The 17,586-nt window shown below is 39.7% G+C and carries 18 protein-coding genes and 1 pseudogene; 12 read left to right on the forward strand and 7 right to left on the reverse strand.

Annotated features, from left to right (window positions below; all coding sequences use genetic code 11):
• Positions 1–44 precede the first annotated feature (44 nt).
• A pseudogene (locus EHQ64_RS20555) lies at positions 45–1,292 on the reverse strand (SpiroCoCo family coiled-coil protein); the annotation flags it as partial.
• A 59-nt stretch (positions 1,293–1,351) separates the two neighbouring features.
• On the opposite strand from EHQ64_RS20555, the gene EHQ64_RS18360 reads away from it, so the two are divergent.
• From EHQ64_RS18360 to lmtA, 7 genes are all read left to right on the forward strand, one after another.
• Entirely contained in the window at positions 1,352–2,137 is a 786-nt protein-coding gene (locus tag EHQ64_RS18360; RefSeq protein WP_135651261.1) for a class I SAM-dependent DNA methyltransferase, read from the forward strand.
• A 95-nt stretch (positions 2,138–2,232) separates the two neighbouring features.
• Positions 2,233–2,535: an STAS domain-containing protein gene (locus tag EHQ64_RS18365; RefSeq protein ID WP_135651262.1), complete on the forward strand. Its 303-nt coding sequence runs from the start codon at positions 2,233–2,235 to the stop codon at positions 2,533–2,535.
• A gap of 53 nt (positions 2,536–2,588) precedes the next feature.
• Positions 2,589–3,500, forward strand: coding sequence for an ABC transporter ATP-binding protein (locus EHQ64_RS18370; protein ID WP_135651263.1), 912 nt, complete (start codon positions 2,589–2,591; stop codon positions 3,498–3,500).
• Entirely contained in the window at positions 3,497–4,243 is a 747-nt protein-coding gene (locus tag EHQ64_RS18375) for an ABC transporter permease subunit (RefSeq protein WP_135651264.1), read from the forward strand. Before EHQ64_RS18370 ends, EHQ64_RS18375 begins: the two co-directional genes overlap by 4 nt.
• Positions 4,240–5,904, forward strand: coding sequence for a GldG family protein (locus EHQ64_RS18380; RefSeq protein WP_135651265.1), 1,665 nt, complete (start codon positions 4,240–4,242; stop codon positions 5,902–5,904). The genes EHQ64_RS18375 and EHQ64_RS18380 overlap by 4 nt, the downstream gene beginning before the upstream one ends.
• Before the next feature lie 2 nt (positions 5,905–5,906).
• The gene (locus EHQ64_RS18385; protein ID WP_135651266.1) at positions 5,907–6,911 is read left to right on the forward strand and encodes a DUF4340 domain-containing protein; all 1,005 of its coding nucleotides are present in this window, start codon (positions 5,907–5,909) and stop codon (positions 6,909–6,911) included.
• A 95-nt stretch (positions 6,912–7,006) separates the two neighbouring features.
• Positions 7,007–7,765: a lipid A Kdo2 1-phosphate O-methyltransferase gene (gene lmtA, locus EHQ64_RS18390; RefSeq protein WP_135651267.1), complete on the forward strand. Its 759-nt coding sequence runs from the start codon at positions 7,007–7,009 to the stop codon at positions 7,763–7,765.
• Positions 7,766–7,780: 15 nt separating this feature from the next.
• On the opposite strand, the gene EHQ64_RS18395 is transcribed toward lmtA, so the two are convergent.
• On the reverse strand, positions 7,781–8,515 hold the full coding sequence (locus tag EHQ64_RS18395; RefSeq protein ID WP_135651268.1) for an LIC_11490 family protein: 735 nt from the start codon (positions 8,513–8,515) through the stop codon (positions 7,781–7,783).
• A gap of 104 nt (positions 8,516–8,619) precedes the next feature.
• Between EHQ64_RS18395 and EHQ64_RS18400 the strand changes: the two genes are divergently transcribed.
• Positions 8,620–9,831: a hypothetical protein gene (locus EHQ64_RS18400; RefSeq protein WP_167882431.1), complete on the forward strand. Its 1,212-nt coding sequence runs from the start codon at positions 8,620–8,622 to the stop codon at positions 9,829–9,831.
• Positions 9,831–10,295 (forward strand): chemotaxis protein CheX, encoded by a 465-nt coding sequence (locus EHQ64_RS18405; protein ID WP_135651269.1) that lies wholly within the window; start codon positions 9,831–9,833, stop codon positions 10,293–10,295. The genes EHQ64_RS18400 and EHQ64_RS18405 overlap by 1 nt, the downstream gene beginning before the upstream one ends.
• Here the strand turns inward: EHQ64_RS18405 and EHQ64_RS18410 are convergent.
• Both EHQ64_RS18410 and EHQ64_RS18415 read right to left on the reverse strand, forming a co-directional pair.
• Positions 10,292–11,260: a tetratricopeptide repeat protein gene (locus EHQ64_RS18410; protein ID WP_135651270.1), complete on the reverse strand. Its 969-nt coding sequence runs from the start codon at positions 11,258–11,260 to the stop codon at positions 10,292–10,294. The genes EHQ64_RS18405 and EHQ64_RS18410 overlap by 4 nt on opposite strands.
• A complete protein-coding gene (locus EHQ64_RS18415) occupies positions 11,257–11,862 on the reverse strand; it encodes an LIC_11485 family protein (RefSeq protein ID WP_135651271.1) in 606 nt (201 codons plus the stop codon). The genes EHQ64_RS18410 and EHQ64_RS18415 overlap by 4 nt, the downstream gene beginning before the upstream one ends.
• A gap of 224 nt (positions 11,863–12,086) precedes the next feature.
• Here EHQ64_RS18415 and EHQ64_RS18420 point away from each other — a divergent pair, with 224 nt between their 5' ends.
• A complete protein-coding gene (locus EHQ64_RS18420) occupies positions 12,087–13,805 on the forward strand; it encodes a DUF342 domain-containing protein (RefSeq protein WP_135651272.1) in 1,719 nt (572 codons plus the stop codon).
• Here the strand turns inward: EHQ64_RS18420 and EHQ64_RS18425 are convergent, their stop codons facing one another.
• From EHQ64_RS18425 to xerD, 3 genes are all read right to left on the reverse strand, one after another.
• Positions 13,806–14,192 (reverse strand): LA_2478/LA_2722/LA_4182 family protein, encoded by a 387-nt coding sequence (locus EHQ64_RS18425; protein ID WP_135651273.1) that lies wholly within the window; start codon positions 14,190–14,192, stop codon positions 13,806–13,808.
• A 100-nt stretch (positions 14,193–14,292) separates the two neighbouring features.
• Entirely contained in the window at positions 14,293–14,718 is a 426-nt protein-coding gene (locus EHQ64_RS18430) for an ATP-binding protein (RefSeq protein WP_135651274.1), read from the reverse strand.
• Positions 14,719–14,736: 18 nt separating this feature from the next.
• Complete coding sequence (xerD, locus tag EHQ64_RS18435; protein ID WP_135651304.1) at positions 14,737–15,633, reverse strand: site-specific tyrosine recombinase XerD; 897 nt, start codon at positions 15,631–15,633, stop codon at positions 14,737–14,739.
• Between the two features lie 262 nt (positions 15,634–15,895).
• Here xerD and EHQ64_RS18440 point away from each other — a divergent pair, with 262 nt between their 5' ends.
• A complete protein-coding gene (locus EHQ64_RS18440; protein ID WP_246048840.1) occupies positions 15,896–16,354 on the forward strand; it encodes a tetratricopeptide repeat protein in 459 nt (152 codons plus the stop codon).
• Positions 16,351–17,379 carry an LA_2486 family SGNH/GDSL-type esterase gene (locus EHQ64_RS18445; RefSeq protein ID WP_135651276.1) on the forward strand — a complete coding sequence of 343 codons (1,029 nt, stop codon included), beginning with the start codon at positions 16,351–16,353 and terminating at the stop codon, positions 17,377–17,379. The genes EHQ64_RS18440 and EHQ64_RS18445 overlap by 4 nt, the downstream gene beginning before the upstream one ends.
• Positions 17,380–17,586: the final 207 nt, after the last annotated feature.

A 17,586-nucleotide genomic window follows, 5' to 3' on the forward strand; every position in this document is an offset into this window, starting at 1 on the left:
ATCTGATCTAATTTAATTTTGGATTTTCTTTCTTCTTCTACTCGAGAAGTTTCGAGAGCAGAATGGAATTCTTTCAGACCGGAAAGGATCTCTTTTCTAAGATCTTCCGCTTCTATCCGAAGAGAACTGGAGATACGATTGAATTCGTCCTCGAAAGAATCGATCTGGCGCATCAGATCCGCTTTTCTGGAATCCGCCTGCTTGAGAAGTTTGTTCTCCGCTTCCAGATATTTTTCTTGGAAGATATTGATGGAGTCGTTGATCCCTTCCGCCTGGCGTCTAGTCTCGTTTAAAATTTCGTCTCTTCTAGTTAGAGTTTCGAGACTCATACCATCGATCTCTTTTCGGATCGCCTCGATCTCGATACGAACCCCGTTTAAGAATGCTTCTTTGGAATGAACTACTTGTTCCAATACTTGATCGTATTTCTGTCTGAGAGAAGCTTCGTTTCTTAGGAAGGTTTCCTCTAATTTACGATCTGCGAGTTCTGCCTTCTCATCTACTCTGGTTTCTAGACGATCTAGTTTTTCGGAAACGGATAAGAATGCCGTTTGCATTCTGTCTGTTCTTGCATCTAGATCTTCTTCTTTGACCTTTACGGATTCGAGAAGGGACTGAACTTCTTCTCTGGCAGAATCCACTTTTCCTACAGTTTCATGATAAAGAGATCTGGTTTGGTTATCTAATTTTTGGCGATACGCTTCACCCAATTCTTCCAAACCGGTTTCGATACGATCCGATTTTATTTCTAATAATCCTTCGAGTTCAATGATCTTAGAAGCGAGAGATTGAAGGATATCGTCCGATCTAAAGTTTAATTTCTCTTGGAATGCTTCTAGTAGAACTTCGGTATCGGAACGAAGCTCTTGGATCCGATTTCCGATCCCATGCACTTCTTTTTTTCCAAGCTCCAATCTCTGGAGTCCTTCTTGGATGGACTGGGACTCCTGGCGAATATCGGAGGAAAGATGAACCACTTCTTTTAGATCGATTGTGACTGCGTTTAAAAAATCCCTATTGGAACGGATCGTTTCCAATAGTTGTCTGGATTCATCGTTTAAGCCACGAACTTCTTCCGCAAGTTTACGAGTTTGCTTTAAACTGATCTCCAGTTCGATCCCCGAATCCTTTACGGATTGGATCTTTTCTAATGCGATCTCTTGTAACTCTTCTTGGAGTTTGCCAGTATATCTTTTGATTTGGCTGAGCTTATAATTCGACTTGTCCATCCTGCGAAGGAGGATAGTAATGCCTACACTGGCTAAAAAGGGTAAAAGGAGTTCTAGGCCCATACTTAGAGTTTCACGAAGATTCTGTGAAGAAACCCCTTCAGAGAATTATGTCGCATCAAATGGATAGAAATACTCGAGACCAGGAGAATAAATCAAGAATTATTTCTCCAATCCCCAAAAAAAGGCCTTATACGGCGTTTGCGGGCATTTACGACAAGGTCATGAAACAGGCCCCTTATTTGGATTGGGCCGAGATGATTTTAGAAGCATATCGGATTGGGACCGAAAAAAACATCCCGAAAAGAGCCTTGGACCTAGGCTGCGGGACCTGCAAAATATGGAAATTCCTACCTGACAAAACAGATCTTTTGGGGATCGATAATTCTTCTGAAATGCTTCAAATCGCCGATTCTCAGCAAATTAGAGGAACTCGGCATTTAGCTGAATTGACCAGTTTCCCTCCCTTCCCCGCAAAATTTGACCTGGTATTCTCCGTCCATGATACCCTGAATTACTTTCTAAATGAAGAAGAGCTTTTCCGGATCTTTTCCCAAGTATCCGAGGTTTTGGAGAGCCCAGGGGTCTTTTTTTTCGATGTAAGCACCTTGGAAAATTTTAAAAAAAATTTCCAAAACAAGACTATAAAAGAGAACCACGGGAAAACAAAACTCCTCTGGCGGAACGAATTTGATCCGAAAAATGCGATCCTAAAGACCAGTTTGGAATTTAATGGGCCGGATTTTTCAGGAGTAGAAGAACATTTTCATAAGGCGTATCCATTAGAGACATGGAAGCGACTTTTAGAAAACTCAAAGATGGAAATTTTAGGGATCGGATCCGATTATGATTCTTGGGAAGTCCGACCAAAGGCAAATTATTGGAATTTTATATGCCGGAAAAAATAGCGCTCCTTCCCGGAAGAGTAAGAAAGTTTCTTAAATAGTTTTATTGTTGGGAAGGTCCGATTTTTGGAGTCTATATCACTAAACAAGCTGGTTATATGGCCAAATTAACGATACAAAATAAACACGGAATCGTTCGTTTCGAAAATCAACTTCTGGACGGATACGAAAAAGTCTTTGATGAGATTTCGGAACAAGCATCTAGGGCACATATTCAAAATTTAACCCTAGATATGACCCCCACTAAAAAAATCACTTCAAGCGGCGTGGCCAAATTGCTTACACTTAGGAATTTATTGGATCATTTCGGGATCAAATTAGAGGTCGTGAACTTACAACCTGCTCTTATGGATGTTCTGAAAAAATTCAAAGTGGATGCGATGCTCAGGATCAGAGCTTAATTCTTTCGGGAAAAAATGTTGCATAGGGTTTCAGCCACGAAAGAATAACTTTTGTGGCTTCCCTGCAGGTAACGGATCTTTCCAAATCTTATTCCGAAAAACCTGCAATTTCCAATCTACAATTCACCATTCCAAAAAATAGGATCACTGGTTTACTCGGGCCAAACGGTGCTGGTAAAACTACTACTCTCAAAATTTTAACAGGGTTTATTCAACCCGATCAGGGTTCCGTAATTTACGACGGAGTTTCCTTGGGATCCAATCCGGAATTCGTAAAAAGTAAATTGGGTTATCTACCTGAATCCTCTCCTATTTATCCGGATATGACTGTAAACGAGTATCTGGATTTTATAGGACAAGCAAGGGGAATGGAACCAAAACAACTCCATAAAAGAAAAAAAGAAGTATTAGAATTATGTGATCTATCTTCCCAAATATTTTCTCTATCCGGGATCTTATCTAAAGGAACAAGGCAAAGATTATCTCTTGCTTCCGCTCTTTTACATGATCCGGATTGGATCGTATTAGATGAACCCAGTTCAGGTCTGGATCCGATCCAAATTTCTCATTTTAGAGAGATCTTACGAAATTTAGGAAAGAATAAGATCGTATTATTATCCACTCATATTCTTTCCGAAGTGGAAGAGACTTGCGACCACGCATTGATCTTACATAAAGGAAATTTAATAGCGGATCTTCCGGTTTCAGAATTCAAAAAATCGGATTCGGTTATCCTTACTGCAAAAACGGATACTGCAGAACTGGAAAAAATTTTCCAAAACAAGGATCTCAAAATACTCTCCACTCATCCAAAGGGAGAATTTACAGAATTCCAATTGGCATCTTCTAATTTAAAGCCTGAGGAAATTTTCGAGATCGTTCGAACTTCTTCCTTTCCCATTTTAGAATATAAAATTTCGAAAAAGTCCTTAGAATCCGTCTTTCAGGCTCTTGTATCCGAATGAAATTTTTTCTCACAAAACCGGGGCTCATCGCAGTTTTTAAAAAAGAATGGGGTACCTATTTTAATACTCCGATCGGCTATGTTTTTTCCATCCTCTATCTGTTTCTTTCTTCATTCTTATTCTTTTACGGTTTAGGGGAAGGTTCTTTCTGGGACCGTAAGATTGCAGGAATGGAAGAATACTTCGTATGGACTCCTTTGTTATTCGTAGTTTTTATTCCTGCGATCACAATGCGACTTTGGTCAGAAGAAAAACGTTCAGGAAGTATAGAAGTTTTATTCACTCTCCCAATCTCCAAATGGGAGATCGTAGCCGGAAAATTTTTAGCCGCTTGGGCATTTTTGGGACTAGTGATCTGCTTTAGCCTGAGTATTCCATTCTTCATTTGGGCGTTAGGAGATTTGGATCTAGGGATCGTATTTGCCGGATATCTAGGATGTTTTCTATTAGGAGGAGCCTATATTAGTTTAGGGATCTTTCTTTCCAGTTTCGGAAAAGACCAGATCAACTCCTATATACTTACCTTACTCATTTCTCTTTTACTTTTCTTTTTAGGAACACAACCTGTCCTGAAGTTTTTAGAAGGTGGACTTTCCACATTCGCCTATCTATTCGCGATATCGTCTCATTTTGAATCTTTCAGACTTGGGATCCTGGATCTATCCGATCTGTTCTATTTCTTTAGTTTTATCTTAGGAAATCTTTGGGCGAACGTGTTTTTCCTAAGGAGAAATCATCCATGAAGGAATTGTTCCGACCTTTATTAGATATTTCTAAATCTCCCTGGTTCGGTTTTGCGAATGGGATCCTGCTGTTCATCCTGTTGAATGGGCTTTTTTCTTATGCTCCATGTAAATTGGATCTTTCCAGATCAGGAAGGTTCCAGATCACAAACAGCACAAAAAATGTATTAAAAGAACTGAATGAGCCTCTTTTTATAGACGCATTCTATTCTTCCGAAATTCCGGGAGAATATAAAACTAGACTGGAACTTACTAAAGAGCTTTTGAAAGAGATCTCTAAGATCGGAAAAGAAAATGTACATCTTAGATTTTACGATCCATCTTCCTCTGAGGAAGATTCCAGAAAAGCATTGGAGATGGGAATAGAACCTCAAATCCTACAAAAAACTTCCAGGGATTCTGCTTCCGTCAAACAAGCATTTATGGGAATCGTTTTAACCTTAGGTCATAAAACGGAAGTACTCTCTCTAGCATTCTTTACGGAAGATTTGGAATACCAGATCCTAAGTTCTATCCGTAAGATGGAAAAACAAGACCAGGACTCAGGTATTGTTCTTCTGAAATCGGAAGCGAATTTAAACTTCCAAGAGCAAGGTTCTCCTAAAGATCGTGTGGAAATTTTTGCAAGAAGGATCTTAAGGGGAGAATACGGCCCAATTTTAGAATTGGATTTAGAAAGAGATCCAATTCCTCCCGGGACTGAAATAATTATTTGGATCGGAGCTTCCCCTCTTTCTACCTCTGCAGTAAAAAGATTGGATCAGTTTTTGATGAATGGTGGAAGTCTCATTCTTCTAGCAAAAACGATGGAATTCAAAACAAATACCGAAAGAGGAAGTTTCGGTATTATGCCAAACGATCTGGGTGCAGGGCTTGCTCAAAAAAACCCGGATTCTGAGGAAATGGTCCGTATTTTAGAACATTATGGAATACGAATTAATTCTGATATCGTTTTTGACCCGGATTATTCTCTCCCGATGGGTTCTGTAATAGAAATTGAACCTGGGGTTTTAGGAAAATATCCCTACCCCCCTTGGATCGTTTCGGAACAAAAGATCACAACCTTGGATCCTGAAAGTCCGTTTACTAAAAATCAGGAAAGTTTGGTCTTACCTTGGTCTTCTAGTATTCTATTTCTCCCGGAAAAACAAAAAAACGCTAGTTTTACTTCTCTCATCCGAAGCGGACCAGAAGCGGAATCAAGAACCGAACCTGTATCTTTAGGAGAAAAACAAATACTCTCTGTCCCGATCCATGCAAACGGTGGACCTTTTCATCTAGGAGTATATGCAGAAGGTAAATTTACTTCTTATTTCTCCGAAGTAAAAACTCAAGATCCTGATTTTCTTTTGGAGACTAAGCCGGGTAAAAAAACGAAATTTTTAGTGTTAGGTTCTCCATATATAGTCTCGGACCTTTTGGCATTTCCTGAATTTTCGGAGATCCTAAAAAATGCAAATATTCCGTTTTTATTAAATGCGATCGATATACTTAGAGGAGAAACGGATCTATTAGAGGTTCGTTCCAAAGGATCAGCGGTCCTGAAAATGAAATCTCTTCCCTTCTATATAGAAACAGCAATTAGCTTATTTCATTTATTTCTAATTCCTCTTCTAGTAGGAATTTACGCGTTCCGAAGACTGAAAAAGAGGAATTCGTAAGTATGACACTTCGTAATTCCATCCAAACCTTAAAAGAAAAGGCAGCCGAAAATCCGGCTCTAACTTTATTTTTTACGAATATGATTTTAGGGATCTTACTTTTCCTTCTTTATGATCCGGGGGATTGGTTCAAAAGAAATTATCAGAACTCGGAAGCCTTCTTTAAGATCAAATCGGAAGAAATACAAACGATTATCACCGGCCGAAAGGGACAACAAAGTATCCTAAATCGGCATTTAGACGGTTGGACTGTTCAGTCCTCCGATCAATCCAATCTTCCTGGAGATCCTGCAAGGATAGAAGAGCTGATCCAGGCCTGTTTACATTTACGAAAATTCACTCAACTTACTGAATCCGATCCTATTTCCAAAGAGGAATTCGGACTAGGCGGGGATGAACCTATCTTGGAATTAAAGGACGTTTCCGGAAAATCCATAGGAAAAATATTGATCGGAGCTCCTGTCAGAAAAGGATCCGGAACTTATATCATGGATGAAAAAAACCAGATCTGGTTAGTTAAAGAAAATCTAAAATTAGCGACTGGTAACGGTAAATTGGATTTTTTCCTGAGTCGATCTCTTGTTCCTGCTTTTCCGGAAAGGGAGAAAGTTGTTCAAATTGTTATTTTTCCGTTTTCTAACACCGGAAATTTTTCCTTAATTGAAGAAGGAGGATCCTGGATATTACAAGTCTCTGGACAACAAATCCCGACCTCTTCTGAAGAAGTGGAATTATATTTGGACCAGATCAAAAAGTTAAGCGCAGACGAGGTCTTATTACATAACTCTGAACCGATCCTTTCAATACCGAAAAACCAAAACTTTAAAATAGAGATCAGAACAGTTTCTGATAAATATGTGGTTTCTCCGATCGGGATGACAAAACTAGGCAGCTATGTTTTCCAAAGAGAAGGATTAAGTTATAAATTGGTCTTGGATCCCTGGAATATAGAAAGGATACTACAAAAAGATCTAGCCGAATTCGCCAAAAGCCCTCTTTCTCCCTGAAAGCTCCAGGCAAAAGCTTTAGGAATCATTGGTTGACACCTCCTAGGGATAAAAGTTTCTTTCCTTAATACTATTTAAACCCATAAGGAATTCGTATGGCATTAATCGAAGAATTGGATCAACAAGGGAATTTCCTATTCCGCTGGAGATCCTACATCCCAGGTTTTATTCTTCTTCTTTGTATCTATTCCTTATCCCATTACGAATTTTTACAAGATTCCTACGAGATTAATCTATACTACGCGGCAGCTTGTTTGTTCATAAGTTTGATCGGTCTATTCGTTCGTTGTTTTGTGATCGGATATGCCCCTGCCCGCACTTCCGGAAGAAATACAAAAGAACAAGTAGCGGATGTGGTAAATCAGGAAGGGATCTATTCCTTAGTTCGCCATCCATTGTATCTTGGAAATTTCTTAATGTATTTAGGACCAGTTCTATATTTTAGAGATCTTCCTTTAACCTTAGTGTTCGCATTATTTTTCGGATTTTATTACGAAAGAATAATGTTCACGGAGGAAAAATTCTTAAGAGAAAAATTCGGAAAAGATTACCTGGATTGGGCGAATAATATCCCGGCATTCATTCCGAAATTTTCAGGTTATGTAAAACCTAAGTTAAGTTTTTCTTTTAAAAATATCCTAAAAAGAGAATATCCGAGCTTGTTCGGGATCCTAGTAATTTTCGTATTATTCGATTACGCGGCTACTTTCAAAAATTCTTTCGGGGATTGGAGAGAGCCTTGGACAGTGATTACGGAGCCTCAGATCTGGACATTCGGACTAGGAGCCGCTTTTTATATCCTGACCAGGATCATAGTGAAAACCACAAAATGGTTGGTGGTCGAAGGTCGTTAATTCACGACCTTCAGATCAAACGTTAGACGTATACTCTAGATATGATTTGAATTTCTCCCCGTCCTTGGTTAGAAAAATCGGGGTCGGGTATTCTCTTTTTAAAGGGAGTAACGCAAAACCTTCATCATAAAATACGATCTTCTCTACTTCGTTTAATTTATAACTAAACTCCGAGTTTCTGGCCTGGAAGCTAAAACCTCCCGGAATTTCCCGGATAGATCCTTTTCCCATTCTACGAAAACCTTTCAAAGTTTCAGGACGGATCTTTTCTTGGAGAGCCTCATAAGGTAGTCTTCCGGAAAGATCCAAAAATAGAACCCCTTCCATAGACCATTCTTCTTCTTTCGGAATTCTTGCTGTTTGGATCCTTTCAGGCTCGGTAGTCATTTCTAAAATTTCCCCTCTAGAATTTCCTAAGGATTCGGTTAGAATTTCTTCTTCCTCTGTTTCAGGAATTTCAGAATCCTCTCTAAACGATTCCTGTTTCTGTCTTTCCGAAAGAGGTCGGATCTTTCTCTCTTCCGCAAATGCGATATCCATTTGGGAATAAATTTCAGAACGTCCGGACTGCACCGGTTTCTTTAGAGAGGCCAAGGTATCCTGGGAAATTTTTTTCTCTCTTCCCGAAACAGGATTTCCCTTTAAAAATGCTCCACTGCTAAACTCTTTTTTAGAATTAGGCTGGAAAGAAACATAAATAAAGCAGAGAATTCCTACCAAAATGAGTGCTAAGGCAATATAAAGCATCATTATATGTATCTATCGAAAGCCGGGGTTTCTGAAGCATTTTTCGGAGGGTTTTTCTCCTTTACAGATTCCCGGCACGGACGATGCTTCCTTGTAAACGTAGTTTTATGACAAAACCAGACGGAATTTCCATTAAAGATATTTTATTCAAAGTTGGATCGGCGACTTTTTTAACGATCCTTGTAGTCATGTTAGCATTTATGCTACTTAAATCGGATGTAGAGCAGGCCGGGATCGATATGCTCTTCGGAAAGGGAAATATTACCATGGGAAGCATCGACGGGCAAAATGTACCGATCGATTCCTTTCACGCGGCCAAAAGATTCTGTATCCAGATGTACCAAGGCCAGGGCTCCGAAGCACTTTGGGCAGATTGTGCATTCCAAACTTTAAAAGGACAGTATATCTTCCGTAAGATCGGAAATTCTGTCGGCTATACTCTGACGGAAGAATCAGAAAAACAGGCCTTATGGGAAGACGCTCAAAGAGCATCTAAAAATTCCTTTCAGGGCGCCGGATATTCTGAAGAAGATATGAGAAAACCTGAAGAAATTTATCGTCAGTACCTTCAACAGGCTCCGCTTCGTTTTAGGATTGATTATAAAGTGTCCCAGTTCCTTTTTCAAGGTTTCCTTCCTTCAGAACTCCGTCGCACAGATGGAGAATTGAATATTCTCTCGGAAGCATCCGGAGCAAGAGTAGATTTGGACACAGTCCTCTATACGGAAGAAGATCTGGTAAAAGCTTCCGAAAGAAATCTGGAACCGACAGACCAACAATTAAAAGAATTGTATGAGAAAGAATCTTTAGATCCAGGCACTCTAAAAGGAAAAGACGGAAAACCGATCCCATTCGAAGAAAGAAAGGCGGTCTTAAAAAGTAAGTTTTTATTGGACGCGCGTAAAAACTCTTTGGAAAGTTTAAAAGCGAAACTAGTCGCTTTGCAAAACGAGGCGGACGGACTTCAGAAAATTTCTGCTCTTGTAGGAAAACCCACAGTTTCACTTAGAAACAAGTCCCTTTCCGAACTCAATAAGATCAATATCGGAAAAGATGTATTCTCTTTGAGTGCGGACAAAAAGTTCCTACAAGACTTGAGCCTTCCTGGTCTATTCACTCAGAAAAAGAATATCGGGCCTTATAGACAGGGAGAGAAATATGCGATCGTTTCTTTTTCCGGGGTTAAACTCGGAAATCCTGATCCTGGTTTCTTAAGAACGAGAGAAAACTCTTCTTTCACAACAGCAATACTCATGGAAATTCCACAATCCCTAGAGGAAAGTATCAAAATCGAACGGCCAACCGTTTCGGAGGAATAATGCAAATCCGCGCCGAGTTAGTAAACCCGTTCTTGGAAGCAGCTACAATTGTTTTCCGAGATGTATTGCAGACAGATTTGATCCGTGGAAAGATCGGGATCAAAGATACTCCTGAAACTACCTTAGAACTTGCGATCATCATCGGAGTTTTAGGTACATTCAACGGAGAAGTCATTTACGGCCTAAACTACGACGCGGCTTATAAAATTTCCAAGAAGCTGATGCCAGGCATGAGCGACGACGATATCAAAAACGAATATAAAGATATCTTAGGTGAGATCGCAAACATGACCACGGGTAACGCGATGAATATTTTCGCTACTGCAGGTCAGTCTATAGAGATCACTGCTCCCAATATAGTGGATGCAAAGAATGAAACTATAAAGATCCCTAAAAAACAAGCCTTAGGGATCAGCCTATTTTCCAAATTCGGAAAATTAGAAGTAAACGTAGCCTTAACTTAAAGATCGCTTTTTGCGAAAGATTCCATTTCCGTTCTCAAAGGGGAATATACTCCTTGGGATTCGGAAACGGAATTAGATAAATATTTCTTTAAGAACCTTTTAGCCCATTCCCCTTCTCCGGCCTTATAGCTGGATTTAAAAAGTAAATAAGCTCCTAGTTCTTTTTCTTCTCTTTGTCTTTTATATTCTCTGGAGTTTGCATCTTCAGCGTTCGGGAAACTTTTACCGAACTTATTCCAGAAATCCATTAGATAACTACGAGCATCTGAATATCGCCCGGTCCTAAAAAGTAGATCGCCTAATTGTAATAAGGCCCTGGACTTGAATTCCCCGTCGGCTTCCGTTGAGATCCTAAGAAGAATAGATTCCGCTTCCGAATTTTTTCCCTGTGCCCTTAAGGATCTTGCGGATTCCAAGGATGTTTTCCATTTAGAATCGTCTTCCGGCCCGGAAGCCCCGTCGGATTCTGGAGCTTTCGAATTTTCTAATTTGGATAATTCTAATTTAGCGGGAGAACTATAACTTCCTTCCGTGGTGGCCGCTTTGGAAAATTCCTCTTTAGCAGCGTCTTTCTGTCCGCTGCGAAGTCTCGCAAGACCTCTTTCAAATGCAGCTTTGCTCGGGTCCGCAGCTTCTTTTTTCTTACCGTTCTTTTTTTCTTTTCTATCGGTTAGATTCGGTAGCTGTGTCTTTTTCTCTCTGATAGGTTCAGGATTTGATTGTTTTGTTTCTGAAACTTTTACTTCTTCGGGTACGTTTGTATTTTCCTCGGGATTAGAAACTAACTCTGCATTTTGTCCCTGGCCCGAAATCTCTTGCTCTGAGTTTTCAGTCAAAATAGGAGGCAATGTAGAATCAGGCTGAGTGCGGGCAGTTTCGGTATCTGGAAAAGGAAGGATAAGTTCTCCAAAAATGTTTTCTACAAAGAAGAAGGAAAATAAAAAAAACAGAATATACTTCTTCATTCTCCCCTCGGCTTTAATTCTTTTTTAGGAGGACGACTCAATCTAGATCCTTCGTTTTCGGAAGAATTGTTTTTATTCTGAGACTTAGTATTCGGTTCCAAACGAGGAGAATCCGATTCTGTTCCGGAAGGACGAAGATCTTCTCTCGCAGGTCTTTCATTTTCAGTCGGGAAAAAGACCCTAGGATCCCCTTCTTTCATTTTAGAATTACGGATCGTATCAGATTCTTCCAATTCAGGTTTAGGAGTAGAAGGATCGGTTTTCGGTTTTTCTAAAGAATATCTTTCTATATCCAGCGAAGATTTCGCAGAATCCGAATAAGAAGGATCACTCCAACGGAGCTCTTTTCTTTTCCGATTATATTCTCTCTCAATATCTTCTAAAAATAATGCCTTACGATCCAGTTCTTTTGCCTGATCTTCCTCACCGGCCAATTCCAAACCTCTTTGAAAACTAAACCAGGATAGAACGATCCCGACTAAAACAGCAAGGGCCAAAGCCGCCATACCGATCGTTTTAACTGTTTTGGGCGGAAGATTGCCCAAGATCTGATCGATAGACTCCCGGATCCCGGTTAGAAATGAAAACGGATTGAATGCCATAAGCTTACCCTAGGATCATCGGTCGTTTCTTCCGGATTTTCAAGGACATAATTTGGGAAAAAAGGAAGGAAAAAAGGTCTAAGTAGGAGTTCCAACCGACTAAAATTCCAAACGAAAAAAGTTGAAAAAGGGCCTCTTTTTCACCCGGACTCATTAAGTCTTTTTGTAGGTTTTCGATTGTAAAAAATAGGATGGGACTTACTCTCCAACAACGGCCCCCCAGGATGAGCGACTCGATCCGCAATTTTACGGAATCATTTTTAAAAGATTTAGAAGAGAACGAAAACGGTTTTTTCAAAGTGGAAAACCTAGACGGACTCGCATACCTCACCATTTTTCCTGCAGGAAAAAAAGGAAAAGATGTAGAATATCGTGAAATCCTAAAACGATTGGAAGTTTTTAAGATCTCTGAAGTTTCAGAAGACGAGGTCAAACGAGTATTACGTTCAAAAGATTCACAACCTCATTTGATAGGTAAATGGCCCGGCAAACCGGAACCTTCTAGCCTGGACTTAAAAATTTCAGAAGATAAGATGTCCGTGTATGGGATACTTCATCCTCCCAAATTCGGCGGAAAATTATTAACTAAAGAAGAAATTCATTCCCAACTAGGATCTCTCGGGATCGTATTCGGAATTTTAGAAGAAGCTATAGGTAAACTTTCTCAAGCGGAAGAATACGGCAAAAGGACTTTGATCGCAGAAGGAGAACCTCCGGTCCCAGGAAAGGACGGGGACATTCGGATCTTATTCCAACATCCCGAAACCCCAACCTTAGAAGAAGACGAATTCGGAAGAGTGGATTTTAAGAATATCCAGATTATCCAAAGCGTGAAGAAGAACCAAAAGCTCGCTGAAAAAATTTCCCCTTCTCCAGGTAAACCAGGCAAAAATACAAAAGGAGAAGTTCTCCCGTTCGAAGAAGGTAAATTTGCAGAATGGAGATTGGGCCCGAACGTAAAAATTTCAGAGGATGGAAATCTAGTCCAATCCTTAATAGATGGTCGCCCATTGATCGATCGTTTCGGTACCATACGAGTAGACGAAGTTTGTTTATTAGAAAACGTAGACTTCTCCACAGGAAATATTAATTTTCCTGGAACAATCATCGTAGAAGAATCCATTGCAGATGGATTCACATTAGAAACGGATGGTTCCATCATCGTCAAAAAATCCGTAGGAAAAGTGTTCTTGAAAGCAAAGGGAGATATCGTTCTCTCCGGTGGTTTTATGGGACGCAACGGCGGAATGATAGAATCAGGTTCCGATATCTATGCAAAGTTCATAGAACAAGGAAAGATGATCGCAAAAAATTCAATCTTCATAGAAGAAGCCGCAATGCATTCCGAATTGATCGCGGGAGAATCCGTAGTCGTTAGAGGAGGAAGAGGAGAGATCATCGGAGGTCAATGTGTGGCTGGTAAAATGATCACCTGCACTAAGTTAGGTGCAATCGTAGAAACCAAAACGATATTGAGCTGCGGAATGCCTCCCGAACTTTTAGCAGAATTGGAAGATCTAAAATCCGAGATCCGTAAAAATCAAGAGATCATAAAGAAAGTAGATACTAGCCTACAAAAATTAAACGATGATTCCCAAAGAAGATCCTTAACTGCAGAAGAAAAGGAAAGCCTTCCTAAACTACAGGCGATCCGCCAAAAGTATCATTCCATTTTGGAAAACCTTTATGCACAGGAACAATCCGCGATATTATCCTTCGATCCGGATCGAAATTCTTTTGTAGAAGTGGAGAGAGAGATTTTCCCCGGAGTGGAGATCAATTTAGGTAGAAATAAAAAATTCAGCGTAAAACTGAAAGAGTTACCGGGACCTTCTTTCTTATATTTAGGAGGAGATGGACAAGTGGCTCATTCTAAGGTGAAACCGAAAAGACTCGGCATTTTGCAGGAAGAATCGGTCGAAACGGAAACCTCTCCCGACTGATCAGCCTCCTTCCGGAAATAATTCCCTACAAGCAGGGATCCCGCCCGCCTGCTCCATTTCGGAACAAGGGGTTTTTAAAAGTTCGTCCATACAATGTTTTACTTTTCCGATCTGTTCATCCGTGACCTTTTCGTAATCGTCGGGCAAGATGGACTGATTACTCTGCTCTGCCATACATTGGTCCAAGGAAGAAAATCCCGACTTGGCAGCATTTTGCTCTCCCGAAGGAAGAGATTCCAGATACTGAGCAGAACATTCTAAATTTTTTTTACATAATTCTTTAATATAGTTCTGACTAAGATCCTGAACTTCCTGTTTGGATAAAGAAGGACCCTTCCTACAGGAAAAAAACAAAATTACGAGAAAGACAATGGAAATAAATTTCATTTTGGTTTTCGAAATAACTGAATATACGAAGTAGACGAATATACTTACGATTCTGCAAGCCGTTCTTTCAAAAATACGAAGGTTGGAAAAATTTTATAGTCTATTTCATTTTGGTAAGGATGAGGCGATTTCCCTTACCGGACTGATCGATATAAAAATGATCCGTCAATTTTCGGACCAAATACAGACCGATCCCTTCTTCCCTATAATCCCCAGGATCGTATCCTCTGATCTCGGAAATATTTTTTTGAAGACCGAAATCACGGATACGTACTTCCATCCGATTTTCTAACACGGTAACTTCCAAAAAAATCGGATAATTCGTTTTTCCTAAATATGCGTGTTTGATCACGTTCAAAAGACATTCGCCCACTGCGAGTTTTAGATCCGCAGCGTCGTACAGGGAAAATCCAGATTCTCTTGCTAGGTTATAAACGAAGTTCCGCGCTACTGTAACGTAACGCGGATGGGAAGGAACTTGTATCCGAAACTGATTCGAATAGTCGTTTTTTTTAATATCGGCCAATGCTTCGCCAGCGAAAAATTATCCTCTCGGATGGAATTTCTTATGAACTTCCTTCAGAGTTTTGTTCGCCATATGGGTGTAAATTTGAGTGGTGGAAATATCGATATGACCCAAAAGTTCTTGAACTGATTTTAGATCTGCATGATTTTCCAACAAGTGAGTCGCAAAAGAGTGTCTCAAAGTGTGAGGAGTCACTTTCTTTTTGATACTAGTTCTTTTGATATAATGGTTCAGAAGTCTCCAAACTGATTTTCTGTTAATGAAAGATCCTTTTTTGGAAACAAAAAGATAATCGCAGTTCCTATTTTTTAAAATATAAGGTCTGCTTTGTTTTAGATAACGATTTAAGATGTCCAAGGATTTTTCACCGAAAGGAACAAGTCTTTGGCGCCCGCCTTTTCCTTCTACAGTCAAGGTCATTCCGGACATATCCATATCTGTAAGTCTTAGATTACAAGCTTCCGAAATTCGAAGACCGGAAGAATATAAAAGTTCGAATATACATTTGTCTCTGAGTTCGTAGAGATTATCTTCTTTGATTACGTTAAATAATTCTTCGATCTCTTCCTGAGTTAAATAATCAGGGATAGATCTCATCACTTCAGGAGTTTCGATCTTCTCCGTTGGATTCGAATCTAACTTCTTTTCGTCTTTTAAGAATTTATAAAATTGCCGGATGGCTACCACTTCTCTCGCGATCGTCTTCGCAGAGATCTTTCGATTTCGTTCTTCGTTCAAGAAACGAACTATGTCGTTCGCCTGGACTTCTAAGAAGTCGATATGTTCTTTTTCGAGGAAGTTCTTAAACTTGTTCAGATCGTATCCGTACGAGTAAATGGAATTGTCGCTCAGACCCTTCTCAACCGAGAGGTATTCTTGAAAATTTTGGAGTAGATTCTTATGAGAAGATGTCACTTTCTTAGTCCCGCTTCCGATTATTACAGTACTAAATCCTTCGGACAAATTCTCCCTCGAGATTGAAACTTTTTTAAGATTGCGGCACGAGGAGGCCCGTAAATTGTACAAATTCGACGGGCCGACATAACAAAAAACTGCCCTTTTCTTATCCCCTAAGGGAAAAAAAACTATGGAAATGAGACAGAAGTTCCGATACGCCATAATTTTGTTTATGTCCCAATTTGTCTTAAATTGCGATTCCTCAGGGGAGTTAGCAAGTATGGCGAGAGAAAAAGAATCGCAAGGCAATACTGCAGAGGCATTATATTATTACGATTTAGCACTCAGAGAAAATCCTGAAAATTTTACTGCTAATAAAAATTTAGGAATTCTTCTCGCAGAAAGTGGAGAAGCTCCAGGATCTGCCTCCCTTTATCTAGAAAAAGCCCTGAAAAAAGATCCGAAAAACCCTGAGATACTTCTCTATCTTTTGGAAATTTATTTATTAGCAGGCTCAAGAGACGAGACGGATACTGTACTCAGATCTTTTTCGGAGAGTTGGGACAAGGACAGGGAGAGCCTCGCAAAATTTTTAAGTTCCTGTATCTTAGATAATAAGAAGAATGTTTCCGAAAGGAAACGTTTTTTGGAAAATCGGATCCCTGAGTCCAACCCTGCTTCTAAAAGATTATTCTCTCATTGCGGAAAGAAGTTATATGAGGAAACTTCAGGAAAATGAGAAAAAATTTTTTCTCATTTCCTTATCATAAGATCTTATTTCGATCCCTGTTTTTCTTTTTTGGCCTAGAGATCGTTTTTCATCTTCTGCCCATCCCCTCCATTCTATTCAGATTACAGGATAAAAGGCTTCATTGCTTAAAAAATCTCTCCCCTTTTTCGGATCCTATTCCCTGGATGAGACTTTGCCCGAACGAAAGTATAACCTTATACCATCCGGATAAGGATATTTTGTATAAGGTAACCACCGATCCGAATGGAGAAAGGGTCACTGGCACAGCTCAAACTTCCAACAGGATAGAAGAAACCTGGATCCTGGGAGATTCGGTGGCAATGGGTTATCTTGTTTCGAATGAGGAGAGCCTTCCTTGGATTTTACAAAGTAATTTAGAAAAAAAGAATCTAAATAGGAAAGTAAGGAACCTAGGAGTTGATGCGGTTGGAAGTTTTGGAATCCAGGAAAGATTGGAAGAAGTTTTAGAAATTTCTCCGGCTCCGAAAGAAGCCTATTGGATCTATCATATCTCTGATTTTACGGATTCATACAGGGAAGAAGAGCTAAAAGTTTCCTTCAAAAAAAGGACTTTGGTTCGTATTTCTTATGCTCTTTCCAAATACAGTGCTGTTTTTAACGGTTTAAAAATTTTGTATGAGAAGTATAAACCAGAATCCGCTGAAAATTTAGTGATCCCGTCTAGTGGCTCCGTTTTAGGCCCGGATCATCCTCATAGAAAAGCGTTAATTTCTCTTTTCGAATATACTAAGAAAAAGAAAATTCCTTTAACTCTTGTATTTCTACCAGAGCCTTCCGCAAGCTATGCGCCAGTGGCAGATTCTGCATTAGTGAAAGAAGTCAGACAAATCGCTCTTGATTCAAAGATCCGAGTGTTGGATCTCCAACAACCAATCTATAAATTTTGGGAAGAAGGAAAGAAGCAGATCTTCCTACCTAAAGACGGGCACCCGAATCCTTCTTTATATCGTTTCATTTCTTCCGAGATTGAGAAGGATATTATTTCGCACTGAGTTCACTGAGAACACGGAGAGATTAAATAACTTATTGCAGGAGTTCTTACAAATAAACCCCTCCGTGATCTCTGTGCGAAACAAAATTTCAGGACAATTATTCCCACGTAGAGGCGCTGAGCCGCGGAGAAATCAAGTTTTAAAAGACTTCTCTCTGCGACTTTGCGTCTCTGCGTGAAAATGGAATCATTTCACACTGAGTTCACA

It is taken from the genome of Leptospira sarikeiensis (assembly GCF_004769615.1).
GTDB lineage: Bacteria > Spirochaetota > Leptospiria > Leptospirales > Leptospiraceae > Leptospira_B > Leptospira_B sarikeiensis.

Excerpts from the sequence above, each read along its gene's own strand:
- EHQ64_RS18420 (WP_135651272.1), top strand. The coding sequence starts at position 12,087 with ATGAGCGACTCGATCCGCAATTTTACGGAATCATTTTTAAAAGATTTA.
- EHQ64_RS18365 (WP_135651262.1), top strand. The coding sequence starts at position 2,233 with ATGGCCAAATTAACGATACAAAATAAACACGGAATCGTTCGTTTCGAA.
- EHQ64_RS18400 (WP_167882431.1), top strand. The coding sequence starts at position 8,620 with ATGACAAAACCAGACGGAATTTCCATTAAAGATATTTTATTCAAAGTT.
- EHQ64_RS18395 (WP_135651268.1), bottom strand. The coding sequence starts at position 8,515 with ATGATGCTTTATATTGCCTTAGCACTCATTTTGGTAGGAATTCTCTGC.
- EHQ64_RS18360 (WP_135651261.1), top strand. The coding sequence starts at position 1,352 with ATGGATAGAAATACTCGAGACCAGGAGAATAAATCAAGAATTATTTCT.
- EHQ64_RS18410 (WP_135651270.1), bottom strand. The coding sequence starts at position 11,260 with ATGAAGAAGTATATTCTGTTTTTTTTATTTTCCTTCTTCTTTGTAGAA.
- EHQ64_RS18415 (WP_135651271.1), bottom strand. The coding sequence starts at position 11,862 with ATGGCATTCAATCCGTTTTCATTTCTAACCGGGATCCGGGAGTCTATC.
- EHQ64_RS18440 (WP_246048840.1), top strand. The coding sequence starts at position 15,896 with ATGGCGAGAGAAAAAGAATCGCAAGGCAATACTGCAGAGGCATTATAT.
- lmtA (WP_135651267.1), top strand. The coding sequence starts at position 7,007 with ATGGCATTAATCGAAGAATTGGATCAACAAGGGAATTTCCTATTCCGC.
- EHQ64_RS18385 (WP_135651266.1), top strand. The coding sequence starts at position 5,907 with ATGACACTTCGTAATTCCATCCAAACCTTAAAAGAAAAGGCAGCCGAA.
- EHQ64_RS18380 (WP_135651265.1), top strand. The coding sequence starts at position 4,240 with ATGAAGGAATTGTTCCGACCTTTATTAGATATTTCTAAATCTCCCTGG.
- EHQ64_RS18445 (WP_135651276.1), top strand. The coding sequence starts at position 16,351 with ATGAGAAAAAATTTTTTCTCATTTCCTTATCATAAGATCTTATTTCGA.
- EHQ64_RS18375 (WP_135651264.1), top strand. The coding sequence starts at position 3,497 with ATGAAATTTTTTCTCACAAAACCGGGGCTCATCGCAGTTTTTAAAAAA.
- EHQ64_RS18425 (WP_135651273.1), bottom strand. The coding sequence starts at position 14,192 with ATGAAATTTATTTCCATTGTCTTTCTCGTAATTTTGTTTTTTTCCTGT.
- EHQ64_RS18405 (WP_135651269.1), top strand. The coding sequence starts at position 9,831 with ATGCAAATCCGCGCCGAGTTAGTAAACCCGTTCTTGGAAGCAGCTACA.